We start from the raw sequence: 25,828 nt of genomic DNA, 5'->3' as shown, positions 1-25,828 counted from the left end.
GACAGGCTCTAGGTGTAGGAGGCCATGACGTTGGTGACGCCGCTCGGTAGTCGTGCAGCGGGTGGCTGGTTCCCGAGCGCGGTGTGCGGTCGGTGGTAGTTGTAGTGGATGATCCAGCGGCCCAGAAGGTAGGCGCGTGGGGCTTCTGACGTCCACGTCCGGGCGTAGAGGAACTCTTCGGCCAGGATGCGGTTGTATCGCTCGACTTTGCCGTTGTGGCGTGGGGTGTAGGGCGCGATGCGCTGGTGCCTGGCGCCGAGGAGGGCCCGGGTGAGGCTCTCGGCGCGGTAGCAGGCACCGTTGTCTGTCACGATCCGTTCGTTGCGTGCGATCCCGTGTGCGGCCAGCCAGGCGCGCGCACGGTGGAGAAAGACGATCGCGGTGGTGGCCTTCTCGTCAGGCAGTGCTTCGGTGTAGGCGAGTCGGCTGTACCCGTCTATGGCCGAATGCAGATAAACGTAGCCGCCGCGGCCGGTCTTCTTTCTTCGGTTGGCGGCTCTGGCCTGGTCGCTGCCGCGTCCGTGTGCGCGCCAGCCGCCGCCGTCGGGGATGCGGCCTACCTTCTTCACATCGACGTGGATCATGTGGCCTGGCCGTCGAGCTTGGATCTTCCGCGGTTGTCGGTTGACCTCACCGTTCGGGTAGATGAATCGGCGTCGGTTGATGCCGGGCTCAGCAAGATGTCTGCTGACGGTCCGTCGACTGATCAAGGTTCCAGCCTGAGCCAGCTCGAAAGCGATCCGGGACGCGGACCACTTGTGGGTCCGGCGCAGCTGTTCGATGAGGACGAGGGCATCGGACGGCGTCGCGGTCGGCTCGTGGTGCGGCGTAGAAGAGCGGTCCTCCAGCCCGAGTTCGCCGTGGCTGCTATATCGATTAACCCACTTCGATGCACACGCCCGGGAGATCCCCATCTCGGCCGCGACATGCGCAATCGGCCTCGTCCGGCAACGCTCGACCAGCCGACGGCGCCCCTCGATGGTGAGGGGCGCGTTCCGATGAGTCACGCAGTGGGACCAGGCGCGGAGGGCCGCTTGGTGATGTCCCGCTGGGAGATGGCCTCTGCCACCTCGTCGAGGGCGGTGCGCAGGGAGGCACCGTATGCGTCTTGGGGGAGGTTGGGGGCGTGCTCTTGGGCTGTGTTGATGTGCTCTGTAGCCGCGTTGAAGGAGCCGAGGCGGCGGTAGTTGTCGGCCAAGTTGAGGTGGAGGGAGGGGTAGAACCCGGCGATGTGGAGACTGGCGTGGTGCTCCTGGGCACGCTGTTCGGTCACGGCGTCCGCAGCGTCCAAGGCCCGGACGTCCCAGGCAAGGGCCTGGGCGGGATCTTCGTAAAGGTCCGCCAGGTAGTGGGCAAGTGAGCAACGGTGCAGCGGATCCCCGGTGACGCCGATCTCCGACCACAGGTTCAGGAGCTTTTGGCGGGCGGAAAGGATGCCGCCCGTTCGACCCTCGACGACGGCTTGGCCGATGGCTTCCATGGTCGGATCAGGGCTGGCAGGTGTGGTGGTCATGAGGTTCCTCGTCGTCGTTCTCAGGCTGAGTGGTCGAACTTGATGGGCATGGCCAGGGTGGTGAGATCGCCGCGGTCGGCGGAGCGGATCGTGGTGGGCTGGTCGTTTCCCCTCAGGTCGAGCATCACGTCGGGGCCGATCGCCGTGCTCACGGCGGGATAGAGCGTGGTCATCTCGAACCGGATCTGGAGGGCCTCGCCCGTCACCGTGGCGGAGAGCGGGATTCCAGGGTGTTCGTCGTTCGGGGACCGGACGTTCATGCTGTGATCGGTGATGTGCAGTACGAGGTGTTCGTCGGGGTGCTCTTCCAGAACCCGCAAAAGCAGGTCCTTCGAGACCGTCGCGCGGGTGGCGACCTCGTCCAGGGACTCAAGCATCAGACGGAAATCGGGGAACTCCTCAGGCAGCGTCCGGCAGTGCCGGCCCTCCCGCTCGCGCATTCGCAGCCAGATCCCGTGCGGCACCGCTTCGATGCGGATCAGCGCACTGCGCCGGATGTCGGCTACCGCAGCCCGGAGGTCGTCGCCGTCGACCGTGCCGGCCCAGGTCTGCTCCGCTGGCCGCGCTGGCACCAGGGTCCGAGTGGAGAGCCGGTACCGGTCGGTCGCCGTCAGGGCGACCGCCTCGTCACTCGCCTCGATGTGCAGGCCGGCGAGCACTGCCATCCCCGGCTCGTGCGCGGTCGCGGTCAAAACCTGCTCGACCGCATCTGCCAGCACGGGACCCTTCAGCGTGGCGATCAGCAGACCGGGCACGTCGCCGCCGAGCGCGGACTTGATGACCGCCGCCTTCCGCCGCGCCACCGCCGCATCCCCTTCGATCTTGGCGACATGCTCGTCGAGGAGCCGTGCCGCCTCGTCCGCCCCGGCAGCAAGGACCGCCTCGACCGCAGCCAGCGGCATGGCGATCTCGCGGAGCTGGCGCAGCGTGGTCGCCCGCTCTAGCTGGGCGGCTGCGTAGTAGCGGTAGCCCGTGACGGGGTCTACGTCGGCAGGCGGTAGTAGCCCGGAGTCGGCGTAGAACCGCAACGCGCTGGAGGTCAGGCCACTGCGCTGGGCAAAGACGCCGATCGGCATCAGCTCGGAATTTGGCACCTCGCCATCATTGAGCTTCAACCAACTTGAAGGTCAACATCGACGTGGCGCGTCACCAACGTCATGGCCAGCAACATCTAGGTGCATTGACCCGCAGGGTTGTTGACGCGGTTGATTGGTGGGTGGCCGCCGAGTGCGGTGTGGCAGCGGTGGTGACGAAGAGCTGCGCGCGTACGACTCCTCGGACGAGCATGCTTTCACGGCCAGGGAGTCCGGCTTCTACGCGCTCTGTCATCGCCCGGAGTAAGACGCTGACGCGAACCGCGACACGCGGATGGGCGGGATCGGGGCGGTGGCCGGGCTGGCGGCAACACCGTCGCCTCGACGAGCCGCCGTCGATCCGCACGTACGTGGTGTCAGCGCCCGGCGTCCGCCGAAGGTTCCCTTTCGGTACCTCGTCGAGTGCGCCCGGGACGCCGACCCGGCCGTGGAGTCGACCTGGTCGAACGACGCACGGCGCCCACCCCGGTACTCGGGCGGGCGCCGTACGCGGTTGCGGGCCGGGTGTCTCCCGGCGCACCCGCGGGTCAGGTGAGGATGTCGTATGCCTTGAAGTACGTCCCGACCGAGACGCGCGCGGAGAAGAAGGTGCCCGTGGCGTTTCCGGTGCCTCGGTAGAGGTACAGGGTGCCGCCGGGCGTGCGGGCCAGGAGGTCGGCGCGGCCGTCGCCGCTGACGTCGCCGACCGTGGCGACCGCGTTGTACGTCGAGCTGCTCCAGGTCGTCACCTTGATCCTGGCGGAGAACGCCCCGGTGCCCGCCTTGCCCGTGCCCTTGTACAGATAGACGTAGCCGTTGCTCGCGTTGCGGGCGATGAGGTCGGTCCGGCCGTCGCCGGTGAAGTCGCCGTGGCCGCGGATCCAGTTGTACTGGTTCCAGCCGGTGCCGACCTTCACGCGCGTGGCGAAGGTGCCGTTGCCCTTGCCGGGGTAGATCCACAGCACGCCGGCGGAGTCGACCGAGAGCAGGTCGGGCAGGTAGTCGCCGGTGACGTCGCCCGGGATGGCCATCCGCGTGCGGGTCTTCCAGTTGTCGGCGATCCGCTGCGTGATCCAGGTGTTGCGGGACACGACGTAGTGCGCCCAGAAGACGTCGCCGTCGCTGCTGCGGCGGTAGACCAGGTCCTGGTAGCCGTCCCGGTCGAGGTCGGTCTGCACGACGTGGTTCACCCCCGCCCAGTCGCCCCAGTTCTCACCGGCCACGAACGAGGTGCCACGGGAGTAGCGGGAGTATCCGGTGTCCGTGGAGCCGCTGCGTAGCCACAGGTCGCCCCGGTGGTCACCGTCGAAGTTGGTGTCGTCGAGACGCGGGTAAGCGGCTCCGACGTACGTGGTCACCTTGGTGAAGACGCTGTAGGCACCGGCGGCGACGCAGTCCTCGACACCCCAGGAGACGATGCCGACGATCCGGTTGTTGACCACCAGCGGGCCGCCGGAGTCGCCGTTGCAGGCGGTCGTGGTGCCGTCGTCGCTGCCGGTGGCGGGCGTGCCCGCGCAGACCATGTGGCCCTTGATGAAGGAGGAGCCGTAGGCGGTGGCGCAGGTGCTGTCCGACTGGACGGGCAGGGTGGCCGTCTTCAGCGTCTCGGAGATGTTGTCGTGGGTGGAGCTGGTCCGGCCCCAGCCGTACACCTTGGCGCTGGTCCCGGCGGTGTAGGAGGTCGTGTCTCCGGCCGTCGTCATGCGGATCGGTGTCGCCTTGATCGCGTACGGCAGGGTGAGGACCGCGATGTCGGCGTCGAGAGTCGACGCGCGGTACGACGAGTGGTGCCACTGCCTCCAGACGCCGGTGATGGCACCGCCGTGCAGGTCGGTGATGTAACCCTGGTCGTCGACGGAGGGCAGCTGCGCGGTGCCGGTGATCACCGAGCCGTGCTGGTGCCAGTCGTAACCGGCGACGCAGTGCGCGGCCGTGATGATCTTGGTCGGCGCGACCACCGCCCCGCCGCAGAAGAAGCCGACGTCGTCGGCGGTGTCGGCCGTCCCCTTGTCGTCGCCGTACCAGAGCTGGGCCATCCACGGCGCAGCGGTGATGGTCGTGGTGGTCCCACCGATGATCTTGGGGTCGATGCTCTGTGCGGTCGTCCCGGCACCGAACGACGACTTGGTCAGCGCCTGCCCGGCCTTGTCGTCGCCGGCGATCGCGGTGGCCAGTCGCTGCTCGAGCTCGGCGGCAGAAGGCGAGCTGATGGCGGGCTTGACGGAAGGCTGCGGCAGGGGCGTCGCCGCCTCGGCGGAGGTGGTCAGCAGCGCGGCGGCCACAGCGACGGCGACGCCTGCCGCGGAGACGGGCAGGGCTATGCGGATCCGGCGTCTATGCCGACCGCCGGACGTGGTGGTGAACAACTAGTTCCCCCCATGGGTGCACGAAGTGAAGAGAGCGTGTTGATACGCCCTCTCCTCTCAGCGCCGGAACGCCGATCTTCGTCACTCACCGGGGCGGCGGATCGCGCCGGAGCAACCTGCCGTCTCGCACCGCCCCTCGCTCGGCATGCAGACCGAGGCGTAAGGCCCGGCACCGGACGTGCCGCGCCGGCGAGATCCGGGTACCGCCGCCTCCGGCCATCCGGCCCGAGCGATGTCGCGGGAGCGGAGTTCATCACGCCATCGGCGAGGCACAAGGACGGGCACCCGTCGCATGCGCGCTGCCGGGCCTCACCACGTCGGCGGCGACGCAGGCCGATCCACGGAGGCCGCTCTCTCAACGGCGGCCCATACAAGGTTCGTCCAAGGTTTGTTCCATGCCCGGCGTGCAGAGTGATGCCCGTTCCGACCATCTCCAACGAAGCAGGGAGAAAGCTATGCGACTGCGTTCTGTACTCGCCGGTGCCGGGCTGGGGACCGCCGTGGCTCTCGGCACGATGGTCGTCCCCGCGCAAGCCTCGACGACGCCGACCGCGGCTCCGTCGGCGGCGGCGGCGTGCACCGAGTGGTTCGACACCGCCGGCAGCGGCGGCGCCGAGCGGTACCACGTGCAGTGCCCCGGGTACTACGTGACGGTCTCGGTCACCTGCAGTTCCGGATCGCCCATCAACGGGGCCAAGCGCTGGGGGTACCAGAAGGCGGAATGCCGCAACGGCGCGTACATCACCGGTGGCAGCTTCCGGGCGACTCGAACCTGAGGCTCACCGCGGGTACCGGGCCACACGGGTAGGGCACAGGCCGAGCGGGAGATGTCGGGATCTCCCGCTCGGCCTGCATGCCGCGGCAGGTTGTCGGCGCGTGCCTTCGGCTGCTGAGAGTGCCACGGCTTCCGTCGGAGGCCTCAACGCAGGCTGCCGTCAGTCCGCTTGCGTCCCAGCCGACGGTGCAGCGCCTGCGGATCGGTTCGTCGCGCAGTGGCGTATGCGTCCTCAAAGAACGGGAGGACCACGCTGCTCCGCCTGGCGCGCTCGGCTTCGATGTACGGCTCCAGGACCTCCCAGGTGCCCATCGGACGATGGTGCGCCGGGCTGACGAGGATCTCGGCGCGGATCCGTCTGATCTGTTGAGTGACACCCCATTGCAGAGCCCCGCGGCGGTCGCTGCGTGTCAGGTAGGGCGCGGCGAGCACGAGTGCGAATGGCACAGCGGACCGAACAACTCGTGCGCGCCCTCATGGCGGAACGCACGGAGATCTACCCCTCGCAGGCTCGCAAGCTCGTAAGTGAACGCGACTCCGCCCACCGACCTGGTCATAGTCCGACGAAGCTCACTGTCTCCGTGAGGTCCGCCCGGCGCGTGCGCATGCGCGGTCCGTCTTCTGCCTCGAACCCCACGGAGACGCCGCAGAACATCACGAACTCCGTTCCGACACCGACCATCTGACTGACGGTCTTGCGGTACATGGTCCACATCACCTGGGGACAGCTGTGCAGCCCCTCCGCCCTCAGCAGGAGCATGACCGTCTGCAGGTACATCCCCGCGTCGCCCCACTGTCCCGGACCCATCGCTCCGTCGAGATAGCAGAACAGCACGACCGGCGCTCCGAACGCACCCGCGTTCAGGGCAGCTATCTTCATGGGCCTGGCGGGGTCGTCTCGTTCGATCCCCAGCGCCTCGTACCTCTGGGCGGCCGCGGCGTGGAAGCGGTCCAGGTACGGCGAGGCCAGTTCCGCCGGGTACATCGGATACTCCCGCTCATCACCCGGGTCCCCGGCCAGCGCCCTGGCCGTCGCGCGTCTCTTCAGCTCAGCGAGGGGCTCTCCTCCCACGACGTATACGCGCCACGGCTGGAGGTTGCCGCTCGACGGCGCCCGCGCGGCCGCGACCAGCACCCGTTCGAGCACATCTCTGGACACCGGCTCACCACTGAACGCCCGCACCGCTCGGCGACTGTCCACGGCCTCGTACACGTCCACGTCTTCGCGTCCTCTCAGCCGGCAGGACCTCTACCGTATGCATCGGTCGCGCCTGGCTCCGCCAGTACCTTTGCTAAGCGTTGCGATGGTCTGTGCGGTCCTGCTGCTGCTCATCGGACTCGGGCTTGAACCGCGTCCTCCCAGGCGCGCGGACAGCGGTGGTGATTCTTGTGTCCTTCGGTGAGTACGTGGCGTAGTTCCGCAAGGTGCTGGGTGTTCGTCGGTAGGTCCAACTGTTCGAGAAGGGACAGCGCGGCTGCCGGTTCCAGGTCGCCGTACACGTCGTGGAAGCTCGTCAGGAGTCCCTTGAAAACGGCTCCGTGCAGGGCAGGAAGCCGTAAGGCGGTGCGGTACGCCGGCTCCTTCACGGGCCAACGCACCGGGCCCGAGCACTCCAGAACCCTCCGGGCGCGGCGGAGCCGGGCCTCCGAATGATCGGCCACCACTCCATCGATGTCGTTACCGAGCACTTCGGCAAAGGCTGTCGCGGAGGTGACGTGGTCCTGGAACCAGTCCACCCAGAGCGAGTAGGAGACGGCCTCTACATCTCTGTCCGCCTCCAACCGTCGGCGGTAGCCGTCCCACAACGCTTCGGCAGGCAGAGGACCCGCGGCACTCTCGTGCGCGAGCCGGATCTCGCAGGTGACCCAGTAGTCGTCCAGGAGGTCGAGCAGCGCGAAGGCCAGCCGTACCTGGTCAGCTGCATCGAGGCTCTCGGTGAACACATCGCCGACCCAGGTCTGCGCCACTTGGTTGGCTGTCAGGAGCGCGTCCGGCTCGTCCTCGCTCACCCACCCGTCGCGCACCTGGCTGACGCCCCGATCAGCCAGCCACTGCCGGGCCGTCTCCAACGCTTCCTCCTCCATCCTGACAGTAGGGGAGCGGCCTGCGGGTCGCGATGGGTGGCAGTGTCGCTGCGAGCTGGCCGACGCCGCTCAGCGGTAGTCGTCGGGGGGCCCGCATCCAGACAGGACGGAAGCAGCCCATTAGGCGGCCCCCCGGGCCGAGGCCGTACCTCACTTCCTCCGGATGGACGCGAGCGCCAGCACCATGCTTGCGAGCAGCACGCAGACTATGAGCGAGGCGAAGAACAAAGCCTCGATCCAGCCGGCGTTCGCACCCGTCAGCGTGCCGTCCGCGGACGCGCATGCCACCTCCGGGGGAAAGTTCTGTCGGCGCAGGTCGGCACAGACGTTCGGCAGGTCGTCGTTCACGACGTACGCGTTCACCCAACACAGCGCCCAGCTGAGGAGAAAGACGCACAGCGACGCCAAGGAGACGCCCCACAGCGCGGCCGGGCGGACTGCCTCCGTGTTTGTCGCTGGTGGCGTCATGGCCGAGAGCCTAGCGGCCGACCTGTTTGCCTTGCGGCCGGGGAGCGGGTTGTTGTCCGCGACCTCCCGGTGGAGCGTGCCGCGGGGCAGACTTCGACGCTCAGGCACGCCTGCGGCAAGCAGGAGACGTGACTGAGCGTCGAGCACTCGTGATGCGTCACGCCGGTTCGACCGGCAGCCACAGCTCACAGGTCGCGGTGCTGAAGTCCTCCGCACGCTCAAGGGTGGCCACGAGCGAGGGACCCGGGCGCAGCCGCCACGGGTTGGAGGGGAACCAGTCGGTCGCGGTCGCCGCCCAGGTCGTCTGCAGGGCCTGCGGATGCGGTCCGCTCGTACGGAAGACCGCCCAGGTGCCCTCCGGTACCTCGATGGCGTCGAGGCCGTCCGGGGCCGGCGTGTCCCGGCCCACCGCGACGCCGTGCAGATACGTCAGTTCGCTGCCCTCCGTGCCGTCGGGATCGACCTCGTCGCAGACCTGCAGCAGGCCTCCCGGTTCGGTGTCGCCGAGGGCCTTCAGCCGTAGGTGTTCCTCCTGCGGGAGGGCGGCGATGTGCTGCTGGATGTGCGGATTGACGCCCTGGTGGATGAGCGGGACGCGGGTGGCGTGTCCGATCAGCCGGAAGGCGGGTCGGTTGACGAGCCGGGTGTCCATGGGAGTGCTCCCTTCGACGGTCAGGCGGAACCTGAGCTGCGGTTGCGTGCGCAGGGGGCCTCCGTGGCGGCGTACGTCTCCGGGCCCGGCGCCGTGGACCGCCCGGAACGCACGTCCGAACGCCTCGGTCGAGCCGTATCCGTGCCGGACCGCGATGCTCAGCAGATCCACCTCGCCCCGGACGACGTCGGCGGCGGCAACGGTCATGCGCCGCCGACGCACGTATTCCGACAGCGGCATGCCGGCCAGCGACGAGAACATCCGGCGCAGGTGGTACTCGGTCGTGCCGAGCGCCCCCGCCAACCCCTGGACGTCAGGCTCCTCCGCGAGGTGCTCCTCGACGAGATCGACGAGCTGGTTCAGTCCCGAGATCATGAGGCCTCCTTTCGACTCCAAGCCTGGCAGCGGGCGCCTGGCCATACCCGACCGCTGCGAACCGATCCGATCATGCACCGGTGTCGGCAACAGGGGCTGTCGGGCGCTCCGCGGCGCCCGGACCCTGCCGGGTCAGATCAGCACGCCGGTCAGTGGGTCGTACCGCAGTACCTTCGCGTAGCTCTCACGGGGATCCTGCAGGCCCAGGACCCGCACGGTCGTCACACCGATGCGCTGGTGGTCGTCGGTCGTCACGCGCAGCCAGGGCTTTGCGTCGCGCAGGACGGTGACCTGCTCGATCAGGGAGCCGTCGCGGCCCGCCGCGATCGCGTAGACCGGGCCGTCGGGCGCGGCGATGTCGATACCGCCGTCCTCTCGGATGGTCATGGTGGCGACGAGATCGCCACGGCCGTCGTTGGCGTCACCGTCGAAGTCGTAGATGCGGGCCGGGTCGCCCACGTAGTGCTTCAGGCGGCCGAGACCGGTGACGTCCATGCCGTTGTAGAAGTTCCGGGCCTCGCTGTCGAGCCAGAAGTGGGTGTTGTGGGTGGGGGCGTTGAAGTCCGCTCCGGAGTTGTACGAGATGTGCCAGTGCGGCGGGTTGTCCGCGTGGAGGGTGTTGTTGGTCTCGAAGCCCGCGACGAACCAGCGGTGGCCCTTGGCCGCGGCCGTCGCCTTGAGACCGGAAGCGACCAGGATCGTGTGGGCGGCGACGAGTTGGTGGGTCTGGGACCTGACCTCGTTCGCCGGCCAGGGCACGTCCCGCCAGGGCCCGGCAACCCGGTCCGGGTCGTTGTGGTCGATCTTGTAGTACATGCCTGCCGAGATGTCGGGGTGGCTCCAGATCTGGAGCGTGGGCTCATTGGCCCCGATCGTCGGCCGGCTGACGGGGAGCGTGAAGGTGATCCGGTAGGGGTCGGCGGGGTCACGCTCCACCGCGAGTCTCGTCTCCATGTGTACGACGGCCTTCACGAAGACCCCGGGCCAGCGGACGGAAACCTCGATGCCGGCGGCGTTCTTCGGGCCCGTGATGAAGCTGTAGAACTCGGCCCGGCTCGCCACCTGGTACTTCTCGCCCGGCAGGGCGGTGTAGCCGGCGGGCAGGGTGACCTCGGGATACCCGGGCTCTCCCGCTCGCGCCCGGACGACACGGAAAGCCGCGTAAGCGGTCTCCGCCGATGAGGCGGACTCCCCCGCCTGGGCGGGGTGGGGCAGTGTCAGGGCGAGGCCGGCGGCGGACGCGCCCGTGACCAGCGTGCGGCGACTCAACAGGGACATGGGGAGGCGAGCCTTTCTCGGTGGGGCGAGCAACGGCGGCTGACACGAGTGATCGTGCGGGCACGGCGCAGCGGCGAGCCGTCCTGGGCGTGAAGGAGAGCGGAAGAGCGGGCGGCCGAGTCACGCCAGGGCGGGGCGAGTTGTAGGTTCGGTCGGCTCCCGCCCGACCCCGAATTGCTGTAGCAGGGAGCGCTTCCGCGATCTCGTCCTCCGGCCGGACCCTCCCGACGTAGGCGGTCACGACGAACACGGCAGCGTTCGTCAGCCCTGCATGTGTCGTCTTTTCTCGGTTTCGTGTCTACTTGCGGTCCGACCGCAGGAGTCCGTTGATGACCACGTCCAGGTAGGGCGCGACGGTCCGCCCGGTTGCCGGGTCTTTCGGCAGGGCACCGACCAGTGTCAGTACCTGCACAGCCGAGACGTCGGTGCGGACCGCGCCTTCCTCCTGAGCGCGCGCGAAGAGCTTGGCGAAGTTGCGCTTCATCGGACGGCACAAGGGCTCCACAGGGGACGTGCTGTCCGCCAGCCCGCCACCCACCTGAGCACTCATCCCCGGATAGTCGGTCGCGCTCCGGTCGTACAACTGCAGCCATTCCACCAGCGAGGAAGCCGTGTCGGGCGCGTCGAGCAGCGCACGCGCCCTGATATCGAGTTCCTCGACCCGCTCGCGCATGATCGCGACGAACAGGTGCTCACGGGTGGGGAAGTGCCGGTACAGCGTCCCGCGTCCCACGCCGGCCTGCTGACAGATGGCTTGCAGGGGGGCGTCGGTGCCCAGGCGCGTGAACACGTCCTCGGCGGCGATCAGCAGTGCTTCGCGGTTATGTCGCGCGTCGGCGCGCGTCGGCGGCGGTTCGACTTCGGCCATGACGCCAGCCTAACTCAAACGGACACTGTGTCCGGAAGCACAGGGTCAAACGGACACGGTGTCCGTATCATCGGAAGCGCAACCGCAACCCGGAACCGGACAGGGCGACCGGCAGGTCACCGAAACCTGACAGCGGTTGATCCCGGGCCCGTCCGGGCGGCCACCTACCCGACGGACGACCCGAAACGAGCGTCGTCCGCCCAGCACTGAGGAGATCGTCATCACCAGGTCCATCGCCGTGGTCACAGGCGCCAGCCGGGGAGCGGGCAAGGGAATTGCCCTCGCTCTGGGGAAAGCAGGCGCGACCGTCTACGTCACGGGTCGTACGCGGGCCGCCGAGGAATCGCCGTACGGGGGCTCGGTCTTCGAGACGGCGGAGATGATCGACAAGGCGGGGGGCCACGGGGTGCCCGTAGTCGTCGATCACGCCGATGATGCCAGTGTGGAAGGACTGTTTCAGCGAATCGCCGATGAGCAGGGGCGTCTCGACATCCTGGTGAACAACGCGGCGAAGCTGAACGGAATCACAGGGCCGATGGGCTTCTGGGAGAAGCCGCTCGAGGCGGCCGACCTGATCTCGGTCGGCTTGCGTTCCCACTATGTCGCCGCCTACTACGCAGCGCCTCTCCTGTTGGCCAACGGACGAGGGATGATCGTGACCACCGGCCACTACGGCGCGGTGTCCTACTACCAGGGACCCGCGTACGGGGCGCAGAAGGCCGGGGCGGACAAGATGGCTGCCGACATGGCACGCGAGTTGCGGCCGCACGACGTGGCCTCCGTCTCGATCTGGATGGGTGGTCTCGACACGGAACGCGCACGCGCCTACCTCGACACCCTCCCTCCTGAACGGCGACCCAGTACGCCGCGCGAGTCACCGGAGTTCACCGGGCGGGTCATCTCCGCTCTGTACGCACGGGAGGACCTGATGGACTTCTCGGGTCGCACCCTGATCGGTGCGGAGTTGGGCGCCCATCTCGGTGTCACCGACATCGACGGCACAACGCCCCTCTCGCTGCGCCACCGGATGGGAGGACCGCCGGAACCGCACCCGAGCCTGCTGTGAGAGGGCGAATCCCCTGCGGTGTCGGGTCACGCCTCACGCGACACCGCGGGGGAACTTCGCCAGGGGGTCAGGCACTCGCATGGCGTGGGCCGACCGCGCGGCGTGGTGCGGCGTGATGCGCCGGCCGATCTGCCGCTGTGGCGGACCTCAGGCGCCGCAGCCAGACAGATGCGGTGAACAGCAGTGCGGAGAAGACGACCAGCAGGAGCAGGGAGACCCACATCTGCCGGCTCGCGGAGTTCGCCCATCCCGTCCAGGCCGCCGCCGCCCACAACAGGGCTCCTCCCGCGTAGAAGGCGCGGATCCGGCGCAGTTGTCGGACGGCCCGGGAGGGAATGAGGTGATCAGTCTTCGGTGCCATGCTGAGCCGTGTACCCCCGACCGCGCCACCCAACAGACCGTTCTTGTGCGGGGTGACGTCGCGACGGACGTGCGATCTTCGTGGCCGTGGAGGGCAGTTGACTCCGCGTTCCGGCGTAGGGCCGGTCCGTCATGAGGAGTCGCCCGCCCGCGAGCGGATGCCGGGCCGGTAACCCAGGAGGCGGGAGGCCTCCTCACCGGCTTCGACGACCAAGGGCGCGACCTGGGCGACGTCCGCCGGGGTCAGACGCTGGGTCGGCGCTCCGACGCCGATGGCCGCGACCAGTTCGCCACTGCTGCCGAAGACGGGCGCACTGACCGAGGCGGCGCCCACATCCCGTTCCTCGAACGTCGCGGAGAAGCCGTTGCGGCGCACCTCCTCCAATTGCCGGTCCAGGACGTCGATGTCCACGACGGTGCGGCTGGTGTGCCGCGTGAGGCCGTGACTGACCGCGGCCCGGCGTGCCGAGGGGTCGTAGGCCATGAACACCTTGCCGGCCGATCCGGCGTGCAGGGACATCACCATGCCGATCATGAACAGCCGCATGACCACGTGCCGGGTCTCCGCCAGTGAGACGACGGTCCGGAAAGCCCCGTCGCGCACATAGAGGCACGCCGTCTCACCGGTCCGGTCGCGCAGTTGCTGCAGTGCGGGGCGGGTCAGCTGAACCATGTCCAGCCCGAACGTGCCCGGCGCGGACCAGCGGACCAGGCCCAGGCCGATGCGGTACCTGTCGTCGATGCGGTCGAGGAATCCCTCGCGCGTGAGGTTGTGCACCAGGCGCTGGCAGGTGCTGGCGGGAAAACCGGTGGTTCTGGTGAGCTGCTGGAGGGTGAGCTCGGGCTGCTCGATCGTGAAGCATTCGAGGATCTGCCGGATCTTGTTCAGGACCAGCAGGGGCGCCGTACCGCCCTTGTCTTGCGTGCTCATCGCCACGTCTCCCCGCCGGAACTCCGCCCGTACGAGCACCTACGGTATGTCAGACGGGGCCGTGACACGCAGCGGTGCCGGTGCGGCCGGCACGGCTGCCAGGGCCGAGTCCAGCTTCCGCCCGAGCAGCGCGTGCAGTTCGTCGCGTAGGGCCACGAGCTGGTCGACGTCGATGCCGGTGGCGATACCGGCGTGATGGCAGAGGTTGACGAGATCGTCGGTGGCGATGTTTCCCGCGGCACCGGGAGCGAAGGGGCAGCCGCCCACGCCGCCCAGCGCAGCGTCGAAACGGCGAATGCCCAGGTGCAGGGCCTCCCAGACGTTGGCAAAGGCCATGCCGTAGGTGTTGTGCAGGTGCAGGCCGAGGGGCATGTCGCGGAGCTCGTCCTGCACGGCGGTCACCGTCCGCCGGATGTGCCACGGGCTGGCCGCTCCGATCGTGTCGCCCAGATGGAGGGCCGAGACACCGAGGTCGGCCAGCCGGTGGGCGGTGTCCACGACGCGGCCGGGGGGCGTCTCGCCGTCGAACGGGCACACGAAAGCTGTGGCGATCGTGGCTTCCAGCTGGACCTTGGCGTCCGTGAGCGCTTCCGCCGCGGGGCGCAGGCGGTCCAGGGCCTGTCGGGTCGGGAGTCCGGCGTTGGCCCGGCTGTGACCGTCGCTCGCCGAGACGATGAGGCGGACGTGTCGTACTCCCGCTGCAAGAGCGCGGTGGGCTCCCTTCTCGTTGAACACCAGGGCGTGCAGGGCAGCGGCCTCGCCGGCGCTCAGTTCGGTCGCCAGTCGGTCGGTGTCCGCCATCTGCGGCACCTTGTCGGGGTGGACGAACGAGCCGATCTCCAGGGACGTCACTCCCGCTTTGAGGAAGCCGAGGGCAAGGCGGAGCTTGTCGTCGGTGGGGACGATCACCGGTTCGATCTGGAGGCCGTCACGCAACAACACCTCGGTGATCAGGACCTGGTCCGGCATGCCGTTCATTCACACCACTCCCATGTCACGCAGCGCGGTGCGCCGTGCGTCGTCGATTCCGATCTCGGCCAGGACCTCGTCGGTGTGCTCGCCCAGGTCGGGGCCGAGCCAGCGGGTGCGGCCGGGCGCTTCGCGGAATGTGGGCACGACGCCTGGGAAAGCCACCTCACGCTCGTCACCCTCGGCGACGCTCACCCAGTGGCGCTCCAGCATGCCGCGCGCCGCGTAGTGGGGGTCGGTGGCGATCTCCGCCGCGGTGAAGATGGGACCGGACGGTATGCCGCCCTCGTCCAGGAACTTGAGGACTTCGTCGTACGAGAAGCGTCGCGTCCAGGCGGAGATCGCGTCGTCGAGTTCGCCGGCATGCCGGACGCGTCCGGCGTTGTCGGTGAGGTCGGCGGCCTCGGCCAGGTCCGGTCTGTCGATGACGTGCATGAGCCGCTTGAAGATGGAGTCGCCGTTGCCGCTGATGACGACGTACTTGCCGTCGGCGCACGCGTAGGTGTTCGACGGCGCGATGCCCGGTAGCGAGCTGCCGGAGCGTTCGCGTTCCACGGCGAAGGCGTCGTAGTCAGGGGTGAGGGACTCCATCAGGGAGTAGACCGCCTCGTACAGCGCGACGTCCACGGAGTCCCCGCGGCCGGTGGCAGCGCGGCGCTGGAGGGCGGCGAGTGAGCCGATGACCGCGTACAGACCGGCCACGGAATCGGCGAGGCTGATGCCGAGCCGGGTCGGCGGCCGGTCGGGGTAGCCGGTCAGGTGGCGCAGGCCGCCGACGGCCTCGGCGACGCCTCCGAATCCGGGCCGGTCGCGGTAGGGCCCGGTCTGTCCGTAGCCCGATATGCGGACCACGATCAGACGGGGGTCGGCTCGGCGCAGCTCGTCGACACCGAGGCCCCAGCGCTCCAGCGTGCCGGGCCGGAAGTTCTCCAGGACGATGTCGCAGCGCCCGATCAGTTCCCTGGCGACCGCACGGCCCTCGGGGTGCCCCAGGTCCAGGGTGAGTGATCGCTTGTTCCGGTTCATCACTCGGAACAGGAGCGAGGTGTCCCCCTCGTACAGACGCCAGCGGCGCAGTTCGTCACCGCGCACCGGCCGCTCCACCTTCACCACGTCGGCGCCGAGGTCGGCCATCAGTCGGCCCGCCGACGGCGCGGCGATGAAGTTGCCCAGCTCCACCACGCGCAGGCCGTCCAGTGGCCCGGGGACACGCTGCCCACCCTCGTCGGTTGCGGCCATGTGTAGCCTCCTACCGTCACCTCACTATGTGGGTCCGTATACCAGAATGCGGTTTTCTCCCTGATCGGTCAAGGCCGACTTCATACACCAAAACTTCTACAAAATGTGACGATTGCGACGCAGGAACCGCCATTTAGTTCTACTCTTGACCATCGGCCTGCCACCATCGGCGCGCAGTCTGGGTTGCCATCCCATGAGACAACGGGTGCAGGTCCCGTCCCGACGCCAAAACAGCGCCGTCACAGCGACCAGCGACTCGACAATGCCGGCCACCGCCACCCGCGCAGCACGGCTCTCAGGGCCGCAGGCAAGGAGCGAGCGGTATGTCAGACGTTCCGGTCCTGGTCAATACGGGCGTGGCCATCATGGCCATGGTCGTGTTGATCGTCAGATTCCACGTGAACCCCGTGATCTCCCTCGTACTGGGCTCCCTCTATTTGGGCCTCACATCCAAACTCGGCCTCGACAAGACCGTCCAGACGATCACCAAGGGCTTCGGCGACATCATGGCCGAGGTAGGCCTGCTGATCGCCTTCGGCGTCCTCATGGGCGCGATGCTTCAGGAGATGGGCACGATCGAGCAGCTGGTGCAGCGACTGATCCGCGTCTTCGGGCCCAAGCGGCTGCCGTACTCGATGTCCCTGACGCTGGGCACCCTGCTGCAGTCCATATACCTGGACGTGCTGCTGGTGATCTCTGCACCGCTGGCCCGCTCCGCCTCCCGCCGCATCGGTCCCCTGGGCACACCCCGCATGGCCGTCGCCATGGCGATCGGCCTGGAGAGCGGCATCGTCCTGGTCGTCCCGGGAGTCGGAGCGCTGGCCCTGGCCGCGCTGCTGCACGTACCGCTGGGCACGATGCTGCTGGGGGGCGTGGTGTTGATCATCCCCACGATCCTCATCTCGGTGGCACTGATGACCTTCCTGTTCCGCAAGGGCTTCTGGAACCCGGCCACGGACGAGACCGCCGCCGAGACGTACGAGGCCGAGACGGAGGCAGGTTCCGGCAGGCAAGCCGGGGAAGACCCGGTCACAGCAGGTCAGCGGAGCGGGACGCCCTCCGTCGCTCCGGCGAACGGGCCGGGCACCATCACGGCCGCCACTGCCACACTCGACAGGACCGCCGACGAGAAGGATGGCGAGGAAGGCGGCGGTGAGGGAGGTGGCGGGAGAGGTGAAGAGGGCCGCGCCGACGGACAGCAGGCCGGTCCCGACGCCCCGCACCTGCTGGTCAGCTTCGCCCCGCTCCTCGTAGCCCTGCTGATGATCGCCAGCGGAGCCATCGCGGACGCCGCGGACCTGCACAACCGCGTGCTCGGCTTCCTCGCGGATCCGGTCGTCGCACTCCTCGTCGGCTTGATCGGCACGGTGATCGTCGGTCGGATCCGGATGGGACGGAAGCGGGCCGAGGACGCCATCGTGCGCGGGTTCAAGGACAGTGGCCAGATCCTCATCCTCACGGCCGTCGGCGGATCACTCGCCGCCGTGGTCGCGGCCGGAGGCTTCGGCGCCGTCCTGCGCGGATACTTCGGCACTCATTCCTTCGCTCCCCTGCTGCTGGTCTGGGCGATCGCGGCCTTGCTGCACCTGGCGGTCGGGTCGGTCACCATCACTGCCATCACCGCGGCCGGCGTCCTCGCGCCACTCGCACCGAGCCTCGGTATCGACCCGGTACTCATCGCGCTCGCCGCGGGCACCGGTTCCATGTTCGCCGTACATGTCACCAGCAATACGTTCTGGCTGCTCCGGTCACTCATGGGACAGACCACCCGCGGCACGCTCAAGACCTGCACGCTCGGCGTGTCCGTCGCCTCGGTCGTCGGCATCATCCTGTTGCAGCCGATCAGCCTGCTGTTCTGACGGTCGATCCGACGCGGCGCCGACCTCCGCGCCGGACATGGCGACCGTTACGGCGGCCTCCGCGTGCCCCATCCGGTTGCGGCGGCCCACCGTGCCGAACAAAGGTTCCTCGAAGGAGACTTGACGACAGGGGCGCTCTCGGAAGGCGGCTCGCCGGACGGCGTCGAAGACCTGGTCACCCACTCGAACCGTGCCGGGCGGTTCCCATGACTCCAGCGGACAGATCGCGATCGTGCCTGTGACTGCACTTCCGCCGGGGGGTCGTCCGTGCATCTCACGGACCACAGACAAGATGTGTGCCACCACTGGCCTCGATCAGCCAGGACAGCGAACCGTTACCGAAAGGCAAACCGGAGGTGGCCACCTGAATCCAGCCGACTCCCGTTTCGTCGGTTCCGGCGTGCCACCACCACCAGCTGCGGTCGACGCCGTCCCCTGCGGGGTCGAAGCCGTGCAGCCAAGCCGACAACGTCCACGGTTCCTGGTCGTCAGCAACTGCCTGCAACGGCGTTATCGCCCGCCACCGCCGCAACCACGCTCCGGCATTCACGCTCCTGCCAGGCTCCGGCCGAACGGGCTCGGGCGCGCACCGCTGGATGAACCATCCCGGCAGCAGCTGCGGCCACCGCTCCCAGGCAGGCCAATCACCGGTCCGCTCGACCACCTGCGTCAGCACCGCACGGGCATCGGCGATGACCTGGCCGGGCTCGTCGGCCGTGAACCGGACCTGTACGAGAAACGGTCGCCGGCGACCATCCTCAGCCGCTGGCCCGGAGCGAAGACGCCGTAGCTCGCCCTCCATCAACTCCACGCGAGGAAGAGTGCACCAGCAGCAGCCTCGCCGCACCTCAATAGTGACGCCGCGCGGGTTGCACGGAGCGGAGCGGGGCCGAGGCCTTGGGGGCCTGAGCCCCGCTCCTCCGACGGGGTCAGCCTGCCCAGACCTCGGCCTCGTCGGCCGGAACGGTGGTGGCCAGACCCAGTTCCTTCCGGGCGGCGACCGACTTGCCCGGGTCGATGCCCGTGAACGCCGGGTCGTAGGCAATGTAGAACGCGTCGGCGTCCGAGGCGTTGGCGGCCTTCTTCCAGTCCCCTGCCGCCTTCTCCAATGTCTCGCGGAGCTTGCCGACCTCGGCGCCCTCGATACCGCCCATGCCCTCGACGTGTGCGTCGAGGGCGGCCGCGACGGCCTTGGCCTGTGCCTTGTAGCCGGCCAGGTCGTCCTCGACGGCGTCCTTCTCGGACTGGTTCGCCCACAGAGCCTCGTAGACCGCGTTCGAACCCTTCAGATACGTGCTCTGCTCGGGCTTGAGGGACTTCGCCGTGTCCAGCGAGCCACTGAACGTCCCCTTCTCCACGGTGTAGGTGCAGCTCACCGCACGGTCGCCGGTGGCCCAGCTCTCGCTGGTCGGGGTGTAGTAGAAGAGCGCGACGCCCTGAGGGAGCGCCCACGTGTCCGGCGCGTACTTCTGCGCCTCGACCGGGCAGCGGTCGTCGGCGATCGCCGCGACAGCGTCATCGCCGGGATACTTGTCCCCCTCGTCGACCGCGAACTCACCGACGACCTGACCCTCGTGAGCCTCGCCGCACGGGACGACCTCGACGGCGTAAGCGGTCCCCTCCGCCTTGCCGTTGGGGTTGTAGCAGTCACCGACGTCCAGCGAGAACACCGACTGCTGGCGAGCCACCTTCCTCGCACCGTCCTTGGCACTGTCCACGGCGTCCGTGACGTCCGAACACCCCACAGCCCCCATCGCGAGCAGGGCGACAACGGCGGACACACCGCGAAGGGAACGATACGGAACATGGATTGCCATGACGTGCACATCCTCTTATCTGATCTTTATGAGGTTGCGCGCATCGTATGCCATCCCAAACACCCCGTTGCGCCAAGGCCCTCACCCCACTACGACGACTCCGACTCACGACGGACGGCGAAGGTTGTACCGCTGCGGCCGACGGTGATACGACGCGTCAGCGGAAGCGGGAGCTGGACACCGGCCCCGTCGAGTTCAAGCCCGCTCGGTCGCCGGTCAGCCAGGTGTCGCGGACCGCGGAGACGAAATCGGTGAGCTTCTCGACAGGATCGGCGGGCGTTCCGCCGTCGCCTTCATCAGCTGACGCGTCGGCCGCCAGGATGTCGGCGGCGATGTCCTCCTCCGGCCGGTCGTCGGGAGCACCTCGCTCGACGTTGCCGTCCTCGTCGGCACGCAGCTGTCCCTCCCAGGGCGCGGTCGCCGACTGATGCAGCAGGGTGACGCTGTCAGCGGTCACGACCGGCGGGTCGGTCCAGCTGCTCGCGTGCTCGTGCAGCACCTGGCCCGGCGTCCGCTCCAGGAGCCGGCCAAGGATCTCCGGACCCTGCTCGGCGTCGGCCACCACGTTCAGGTCGTACGCGACGACGACCGTGTCCTCCCGGTCCGGCGCGAAGGGCTTGGCCGGCAGCTCCAACACCTCGGCCGCCGCGAGGCCGAGAATCCTGCTTCCGCGCTCGGGCAGCAGGGACACCGACGTGGGGCGCACCCCGGCGGCGCCCAGGACCGCCTTGAGCCGTAGCAGGCCGCGCAGGCACTGGCCGTGGGTGTCCTGAAGCCAGGCGAACCGCCCGGTCATGCCCGACTCGAAACCGTACGGGGACAGGGTGCCCAGCACGGTGCCGCCGATCACGTACTGCCACCCCCGCAAGTCGGTGGCGTCCAGCGGGCTCACCGGCTCGGTCCCGGCTGCTCGCTCCAGCATGCGTCGCTGGCGGGCTTGAGCGGGCAGCCACACCGCGTCCTGCGGATCGGGGAGCCGCGCGTGATGGCGGCGGGCGACGGCGAGATCACCGGCCATGAGGGCGTTGAAGACCAGCAGATAGCGGTCCGGCCAGTCGACGAGCCCGCTCTCGTGCGCCGTGAGCACCTCCACGGCATCGCGATGCCGGCCCTCACGCTCGTACGCCGAGACCAGCTCGCGCAGGACCGGGACGGATCCCTGCGCCTGGCGCAGGGCCAGACGCAGGGCGGGTATCGCCAGGTAGGGCACACCTCGCTCGATACACGCGTAGCCGAAGTCGTAGAGAGTCTGCACCTTTTGCGGACGGGCCGCCAACGAGTCGGCGGCCGTGCGCAGATCATCGAAACCGGCACTCCCGGCGGCCCGGGCGACCACGAGAGCGAGCTCATCGAGGGGCAGATCGTCGGTTTCCTGCCGCAACTGGCGCAGGGCTCCCGGGACATCACCCTCGTCGAGAGCGTGCCACGCGTCGAGCAGTTCGCGAGTCTTCGGGCGGCGATGCTTGCGGGAGAACATGCCGAGGATTTTCATCGATGATCCGCATCACCCTCAACCGCATTACGCGGGGCCCTTCGTGCCCCGGCACGGCTTCCGCGCGCTGGAGTCGGGCCCGAGTCTGGGCACCCGTCACCATCCACGGAGGACCGTTCCGAACTCCCCCGGTTGACGCCCAAGAAAAATAGGGTGCGGTCGGCCGAGCTGGGGTGATAGCCAAGCGATGTGACAGAAGGTCTTGAGTATTCCGCCCTGCTGCGACTGATCGACGAGCGGTCCGCCGCGTTCCGGAGTGCGGTGGCCGCCGCGCCCAGCCTTGACGCGCCGGTGCCGTCCTGCCCTGAGTGGACGTTGTTCGATCTGGTCCAGCACCTGGGTACGGGCCAGCGCTGGTGGGCCGCGATCGTCGCCGCGGGCCCGGCCGAGGCTCCGCCGGCCAAGGATGCCGCGGCGGCACCGCGCGAGCTCGAAGCGCTGCTGGCCTGGTACGCCGAATCGAACGAGCTGCTGCTGAGTGCGCTGCGCGAGGCCGGCCCGAAGCGCGAGTGCTGGGCGTGGTGGCGCGCCGGCGTGTCTCCGGCGAATGCCTGGGGCGTTGCCCGGCGCCGGGTGCACGAGGTGCTGGTGCACACCTACGACGCCCAACTCGCCGCAGGCGCCGTGCAGCCGATGCCGACGGACGTCGCGATCGACGGCGTGGCCGAGTTTCTCGACACCTGCAACTCCACCCCGGCGGCCTGGCCGCACGAGGCCGCCACCATCCACTACCACGCCACCGAGGGCCGCTCCTGGCTCCTCGTGCTGGACGGCAGCGGCGCCTGGCCCGCACCCCTCACGGACGACGCCGCACCCGCCTCCGCTTCGGCCACGGGCACGGCCGAGCAACTGCTCCTCTTCGTCTGGGGCCGCCTCACGCTGAACGACCTGAAGATCACGGGCGGCCAGCAGGTGTTCGAGCAGCTGATCGCCTGGGAGCCCGAGGAGTAGGCGGCCCATACCGCCCCCTAGGGTCGCTGGGGTGACACACAACGCTGTTGACCCGGCAACGATGACGCTGGAGATGGCTGCTCAGATCCGCACGTGGCGATGTGATGGGGACTACTCCTGGCGCGCTGTGGCCCAGGCCGCGTCCGACCTGTGGGGATCCGAATGGGGCAGCAACCAGCTCTTCGGCGAAGACCTTTGTGTGGCCGCAGCAAAGCTGCTGGGCGAAGACCCCTACCGGGAACCGTGGAACTGACGCTCCTCAGATGGCCTCACTCGGATCCGCTGGCCGACCAGTTGAGTCCCGCCTGGAAGACGGTGACAGTCTTCTCGTAGCGAGTGGCCAGGCCGCGCCGGGTCTTGAGGTGGTTGATGCAGCCACAGTGCCTTGCGGTTGGCGGTCCGGTCGGCGGGCTGAGGAGCGACCGCCCGAATTCCGCTCGTTGGCAATTGCTCTCGGACCGCCTTGGACGAGTTGGCCAGGACCACGACGGGAGTGTGCGCGGCCGACCGATCCCCTTGCGCACGCGCAGGGCGGTGCAGACCCGTTCCCAACTGCCGCCGATCCCCCAGATCCGCTGCCGGGTGCAGGCGCCCTTCAACGAGCCTTACCCGTACGGCAGGTGCACCCACTGCGAGCCGGTCTGGAACTTCCACGCCATCGCGTCGATCACCTGCCGGTGGTCGCGCCACCGCCCGCCCGGCTGCGACCTAGATGCTCGTAGGGGCGGCGACCGTGGCCGGTCGCGTGCGAGCACGTGTATCGAGCCCGCCGCCCCAGGAGTTCACCACACAAGGCCGATTTCTCGTGTGGTGCATCCAATGGGGCCATGGGCGGCGAATCCCATCCTGCGGAGGTCCGGGCGCTGAAGGAGACAGGGGGCAACCTCCGGCACCCGGCGTATCACGCGACGAGCAGGAGCTTCTGGTGGGTCTCCTCCCTGCCAAGGGCACCCCGTGCAGCGAGTTGGAGGCTCAATGACCGAAGAGCAGTCCCCATGGGTCGGCGACCAGGTGTACGACTCCAGCGCGGATCAAGAAGGCATCATCACCGACGTGAAGACCGGGACGTACATCCTGCGGCCCGTACATACGTGGGCCCGCACGTGGACGGCTCCCAGTGCCGACACCCTGGAGATCACCGTGCCGCGGCAGGAACGGGTCGCGAGAGATCGGCAGGGGTGACCACGCATGCCGCTTCGCGATCAGGTCAACACCGGAGCAGGTGTCTCGGTCAGCGACGACTGTCGGCAGCGAGGATCAGGTTGGCCACCGTTCGGCCCGACGCGCCGCTCACCCCCGGTCCCGGCCAGGCGGACGCTCCGATCAGATACACGTCCGGTACGGCGGCCGCCAAGGGGCACTGAGTGAGCCCCTGGGACAGCGCCATGTGCCCGGCGTTGCTGTCGCCTGGGCCCCTTTGGCGCATGTTCCGTGTCGGATCAGGTGGAGGCGAGCGAGAGGTCCGTGCGCTGCGGTCCGTGCGCTGCGCGCGTAGCGACGGCATGCCGGACGTAACCTCTTGCTGTGCCCGCACCACGCCTCCATCGCGTAGCCGTCCTCGTCCTCGAAGGGGCGAAACCGCTCGACGTCGGAATTCCCGCGCAGGTCTTCACCACCCGGGCGAGCATGCCGTACGAGGTGCGGGTGTGCGGAGCGGCACCCGGTCTCGTGACCGGCGGCGACGGTCTCGCGTACTCCGTCGCCCACGGCCTCGACGCGCTCGCGTGGGCCGACATCGTCTTCGTCCCCGGGTACCGGTTCCCGGACCGTGACGATCCGCCGCAGGCCGTCGTCGACGCGCTGATCGCCGCCCACGACCGGGGCGCGCGGCTCGCGGCCATCTCCACCGGTGCGTTCGCACTCGCCGCCACGGGCCTGCTCGACGGCAGGCGCGCGACGACTCACTGGCACTACACGCGGGCACTGGCGGCCAGGTATCCGCTCGTCCGGGTGGACGAGAACGTGCTGTTCGTCGACGAGGGCAGCGTGCTCACCTCGGCCGGCGCCGCATCCGGCATCGACCTGTGCCTGCACATCCTGCGCGGCGACCTCGGCGTGGCCGCGTCCAACCACGCCGCCCGGCGTCTGGTGGCGGCACCGTACCGTAGCGGCGGCCAGGCCCAGTACGTGCCCCGCAGCGTTCCCGAGCCGCTCGGGGAGCGGTACGCCGCCACCCGCGCGTGGGTGCTGCACCGCCTCGGCGAGCCCCTCACCCTCGACGTCCTGGCGCGGCAGGCGGGGGTCTCACCGCGCACGTTCTCCCGTCGCTTCGTCGAGGAGACCGGCTACACGCCGATGCAATGGGTCATGCGCGCCCGCATCGACCTGGCCCGCGAACTGCTCGAACGTTCGCAGCGCAGCGTCGAGCAGATCGCCGCTGATGTCGGGCTCGGCACCGGCGCCAACCTGCGCCTGCACTTCCAGCGCATCCTCGGCACCACGCCGAGCGAGTACCGGCGCACCTTCACCCGGGGCGAGTAGGCCGGCCGGCACGCGCCGGGGGTGGCGGGATCCTTTTGAACCATGGCGATCCGGCCACTGTCGGTGGCGCCAGTCGCGGGCGAGCCTTGTCGGGAAGGGAAGGGACATCACTTATGACTCGCATCGCCATCAACGGATTCGGCCGCATCGGACGCAATGTGCTGCGCGCGCTGCTGGAGCGTGACAGCTCTCTCGAGATCGTCGCCGTCAACGACCTGACGGAGCCCGCCACGCTCGCCCGGCTGCTCGCCTACGACAGCACCGCCGGCCGGCTCGGGCGCCCGGTGACCGTCGACGGGGACGCGCTCGTGGTCGACGGCCGTCGGATCACCGTGCTGGCCGAGCGCGAACCGGCCCAGCTGCCGTGGGCCGCGCTCGGAGTCGACATCGTTCTGGAAGCCACCGGCCGCTTCACCTCGGCCAAGGCCGCCCAGGCCCACCTCGACGCGGGCGCACGCAAGGTACTCGTCAGCGCGCCGTCGGAAGGCGCCGACGTCACGCTCGCATTCGGGGTCAATTCGGACGCCTACGACCCGGCCGTCCACACGATCGTCTCGAACGCCTCCTGCACCACCAACGCGCTCGCGCCGCTGGCCAAGGTGCTGGACGACCTCGCCGGTATCGAGCACGGGTTCATGACGACGGTGCACGCCTACACGCAGGAGCAGAACCTGCAGGACGGTCCGCACCGCGACGCCCGTCGCGCCCGAGCCGCCGGTGTCAACATCGTGCCGACCACCACTGGCGCCGCGAAGGCGATCGGCCTGGTGTTGCCGAACCTCGACGGCAAGCTGTCGGGCGACTCGATCCGCGTTCCGGTGCCCGTGGGCTCGATCGTCGAGCTCAACACGACCGTCGCCCGCGACGTGACGCGCGACGACGTGCTGGCGGCGTACCGCGCCGCGGCGGACGGGCCGCTAGCCGGCGTCCTCGAATACTCCGAGGACCCGCTCGTGTCCTCCGACATCACGGGCAACCCCGCCTCTTCGATCTTCGACTCGGCCCTCACCCGCGTCGAAGGCCGACACGTGAAGGTGGTCGCCTGGTACGACAACGAGTGGGGCTTCTCGAACCGCGTGATCGACACGCTCGAGCTGCTCGCCTCCCGCTGACCGGACGCCGGGGTGGTCCGCAGCCGCGACCACTCCGGCCTCCACTTTCGCAGCCGAAACGGGCGCACCTTTCGACGAGGTCCTCGTTCAGCAGCTCG

The 25,828-nt window shown here is 68.9% G+C and carries 26 protein-coding genes; 8 read left to right on the top strand and 18 right to left on the bottom strand.

Annotated features, from left to right (window positions below; all coding sequences use genetic code 11):
- Positions 1–8: 8 nt before the first annotated feature.
- The 4 genes from ACZ7LV_RS03850 to ACZ7LV_RS03835 all read right to left on the bottom strand — a co-directional run bounded on the left by ACZ7LV_RS03850 (position 9) and on the right by ACZ7LV_RS03835 (position 4,952).
- Positions 9–1,007 carry an IS481 family transposase gene (locus ACZ7LV_RS03850; protein ID WP_471935363.1) on the bottom strand — a complete coding sequence of 333 codons (999 nt, stop codon included), beginning with the start codon at positions 1,005–1,007 and terminating at the stop codon, positions 9–11.
- A complete protein-coding gene (locus ACZ7LV_RS03845) occupies positions 1,004–1,513 on the bottom strand; it encodes a hypothetical protein (RefSeq protein ID WP_471935361.1) in 510 nt (169 codons plus the stop codon). Before ACZ7LV_RS03845 ends, ACZ7LV_RS03850 begins: the two co-directional genes overlap by 4 nt.
- A 20-nt stretch (positions 1,514–1,533) precedes the next feature.
- Entirely contained in the window at positions 1,534–2,607 is a 1,074-nt protein-coding gene (locus ACZ7LV_RS03840; RefSeq protein ID WP_471936103.1) for a DNA polymerase III subunit beta family protein, read from the bottom strand.
- A gap of 527 nt (positions 2,608–3,134) precedes the next feature.
- A complete protein-coding gene (locus ACZ7LV_RS03835) occupies positions 3,135–4,952 on the bottom strand; it encodes a trypsin-like serine protease (RefSeq protein WP_471935359.1) in 1,818 nt (605 codons plus the stop codon).
- 455 nt (positions 4,953–5,407) lie between these two features.
- Between ACZ7LV_RS03835 and ACZ7LV_RS03830 the strand changes: the two genes are divergently transcribed.
- Positions 5,408–5,728 (top strand): hypothetical protein, encoded by a 321-nt coding sequence (locus ACZ7LV_RS03830; protein ID WP_471935357.1) that lies wholly within the window; start codon positions 5,408–5,410, stop codon positions 5,726–5,728.
- A 143-nt stretch (positions 5,729–5,871) separates the two neighbouring features.
- Here ACZ7LV_RS03830 and ACZ7LV_RS03825 read toward each other — a convergent pair whose 3' ends face one another.
- The 7 genes from ACZ7LV_RS03825 to ACZ7LV_RS03795 all read right to left on the bottom strand — a co-directional run bounded on the left by ACZ7LV_RS03825 (position 5,872) and on the right by ACZ7LV_RS03795 (position 11,453).
- Entirely contained in the window at positions 5,872–6,159 is a 288-nt protein-coding gene (locus tag ACZ7LV_RS03825) for a hypothetical protein (RefSeq protein WP_471935355.1), read from the bottom strand.
- Positions 6,160–6,280: 121 nt separating this feature from the next.
- Positions 6,281–6,946 (bottom strand): nitroreductase, encoded by a 666-nt coding sequence (locus tag ACZ7LV_RS03820; protein WP_471935353.1) that lies wholly within the window; start codon positions 6,944–6,946, stop codon positions 6,281–6,283.
- A gap of 110 nt (positions 6,947–7,056) precedes the next feature.
- Complete coding sequence (locus tag ACZ7LV_RS03815; protein WP_471935352.1) at positions 7,057–7,812, bottom strand: hypothetical protein; 756 nt, start codon at positions 7,810–7,812, stop codon at positions 7,057–7,059.
- Between the two features lie 150 nt (positions 7,813–7,962).
- Positions 7,963–8,280, bottom strand: a complete 318-nt coding sequence (locus ACZ7LV_RS03810) for a hypothetical protein (protein ID WP_471935349.1) — start codon at positions 8,278–8,280, stop codon at positions 7,963–7,965.
- Positions 8,281–8,437: 157 nt separating this feature from the next.
- On the bottom strand, positions 8,438–9,307 hold the full coding sequence (locus ACZ7LV_RS03805) for an AraC family transcriptional regulator (RefSeq protein WP_471935348.1): 870 nt from the start codon (positions 9,305–9,307) through the stop codon (positions 8,438–8,440).
- 132 nt (positions 9,308–9,439) lie between these two features.
- Complete coding sequence (locus tag ACZ7LV_RS03800; RefSeq protein WP_471935346.1) at positions 9,440–10,585, bottom strand: hypothetical protein; 1,146 nt, start codon at positions 10,583–10,585, stop codon at positions 9,440–9,442.
- A gap of 298 nt (positions 10,586–10,883) precedes the next feature.
- Positions 10,884–11,453, bottom strand: coding sequence for a TetR/AcrR family transcriptional regulator (locus tag ACZ7LV_RS03795; RefSeq protein WP_471935344.1), 570 nt, complete (start codon positions 11,451–11,453; stop codon positions 10,884–10,886).
- A 238-nt stretch (positions 11,454–11,691) separates the two neighbouring features.
- Between ACZ7LV_RS03795 and ACZ7LV_RS03790 the strand changes: the two genes are divergently transcribed.
- The gene (locus ACZ7LV_RS03790) at positions 11,692–12,519 is read left to right on the top strand and encodes an SDR family NAD(P)-dependent oxidoreductase (protein ID WP_471935342.1); all 828 of its coding nucleotides are present in this window, start codon (positions 11,692–11,694) and stop codon (positions 12,517–12,519) included.
- Positions 12,520–12,586: 67 nt separating this feature from the next.
- On the opposite strand, the gene ACZ7LV_RS03785 is transcribed toward ACZ7LV_RS03790, so the two are convergent.
- From ACZ7LV_RS03785 to ACZ7LV_RS03770, 4 genes are all read right to left on the bottom strand, one after another.
- Positions 12,587–12,880, bottom strand: a complete 294-nt coding sequence (locus ACZ7LV_RS03785; RefSeq protein WP_471935340.1) for a hypothetical protein — start codon at positions 12,878–12,880, stop codon at positions 12,587–12,589.
- 129 nt (positions 12,881–13,009) lie between these two features.
- Positions 13,010–13,810 (bottom strand): IclR family transcriptional regulator, encoded by an 801-nt coding sequence (locus ACZ7LV_RS03780; protein WP_471935338.1) that lies wholly within the window; start codon positions 13,808–13,810, stop codon positions 13,010–13,012.
- Positions 13,811–13,849: 39 nt separating this feature from the next.
- Positions 13,850–14,788, bottom strand: a complete 939-nt coding sequence (locus ACZ7LV_RS03775; RefSeq protein ID WP_471935336.1) for a hydroxymethylglutaryl-CoA lyase — start codon at positions 14,786–14,788, stop codon at positions 13,850–13,852.
- Entirely contained in the window at positions 14,789–16,018 is a 1,230-nt protein-coding gene (locus tag ACZ7LV_RS03770; protein WP_471935334.1) for a CaiB/BaiF CoA transferase family protein, read from the bottom strand. It abuts the gene before it with no gap.
- A gap of 323 nt (positions 16,019–16,341) precedes the next feature.
- Here ACZ7LV_RS03770 and ACZ7LV_RS03765 point away from each other — a divergent pair, with 323 nt between their 5' ends.
- The gene (locus ACZ7LV_RS03765; protein ID WP_471935332.1) at positions 16,342–17,877 is read left to right on the top strand and encodes a GntP family permease; all 1,536 of its coding nucleotides are present in this window, start codon (positions 16,342–16,344) and stop codon (positions 17,875–17,877) included.
- Between the two features lie 274 nt (positions 17,878–18,151).
- On the opposite strand, the gene ACZ7LV_RS03760 is transcribed toward ACZ7LV_RS03765, so the two are convergent.
- The 3 genes from ACZ7LV_RS03760 to ACZ7LV_RS03750 all read right to left on the bottom strand — a co-directional run bounded on the left by ACZ7LV_RS03760 (position 18,152) and on the right by ACZ7LV_RS03750 (position 21,171).
- Positions 18,152–18,679: a hypothetical protein gene (locus ACZ7LV_RS03760; RefSeq protein WP_471936101.1), complete on the bottom strand. Its 528-nt coding sequence runs from the start codon at positions 18,677–18,679 to the stop codon at positions 18,152–18,154.
- Between the two features lie 127 nt (positions 18,680–18,806).
- Positions 18,807–19,694 carry a septum formation family protein gene (locus tag ACZ7LV_RS03755; protein WP_471935331.1) on the bottom strand — a complete coding sequence of 296 codons (888 nt, stop codon included), beginning with the start codon at positions 19,692–19,694 and terminating at the stop codon, positions 18,807–18,809.
- A gap of 157 nt (positions 19,695–19,851) precedes the next feature.
- Positions 19,852–21,171 carry a tetratricopeptide repeat protein gene (locus ACZ7LV_RS03750; protein ID WP_471935329.1) on the bottom strand — a complete coding sequence of 440 codons (1,320 nt, stop codon included), beginning with the start codon at positions 21,169–21,171 and terminating at the stop codon, positions 19,852–19,854.
- Positions 21,172–21,375: 204 nt separating this feature from the next.
- Between ACZ7LV_RS03750 and ACZ7LV_RS03745 the strand changes: the two genes are divergently transcribed.
- From ACZ7LV_RS03745 to gap, 5 genes are all read left to right on the top strand, one after another.
- Complete coding sequence (locus ACZ7LV_RS03745) at positions 21,376–22,137, top strand: maleylpyruvate isomerase family mycothiol-dependent enzyme (protein ID WP_471935327.1); 762 nt, start codon at positions 21,376–21,378, stop codon at positions 22,135–22,137.
- Between the two features lie 31 nt (positions 22,138–22,168).
- The gene (locus ACZ7LV_RS03740; RefSeq protein WP_471935325.1) at positions 22,169–22,390 is read left to right on the top strand and encodes a hypothetical protein; all 222 of its coding nucleotides are present in this window, start codon (positions 22,169–22,171) and stop codon (positions 22,388–22,390) included.
- A gap of 722 nt (positions 22,391–23,112) precedes the next feature.
- Positions 23,113–23,319: a hypothetical protein gene (locus ACZ7LV_RS03735; protein WP_471935323.1), complete on the top strand. Its 207-nt coding sequence runs from the start codon at positions 23,113–23,115 to the stop codon at positions 23,317–23,319.
- 342 nt (positions 23,320–23,661) lie between these two features.
- Positions 23,662–24,618 (top strand): GlxA family transcriptional regulator, encoded by a 957-nt coding sequence (locus tag ACZ7LV_RS03730; protein WP_471935321.1) that lies wholly within the window; start codon positions 23,662–23,664, stop codon positions 24,616–24,618.
- 113 nt (positions 24,619–24,731) lie between these two features.
- Complete coding sequence (gene gap / locus ACZ7LV_RS03725; RefSeq protein WP_471935319.1) at positions 24,732–25,730, top strand: type I glyceraldehyde-3-phosphate dehydrogenase; 999 nt, start codon at positions 24,732–24,734, stop codon at positions 25,728–25,730.
- The last annotated feature ends 98 nt before the right edge of the window (positions 25,731–25,828 follow it).

The organism is Streptomyces sp. NPDC107562, assembly GCF_055657325.1.
The sequence above is the reverse complement of the archived record's forward strand: the minus strand, read 5'-3'. Positions and strand labels throughout refer to the sequence as shown.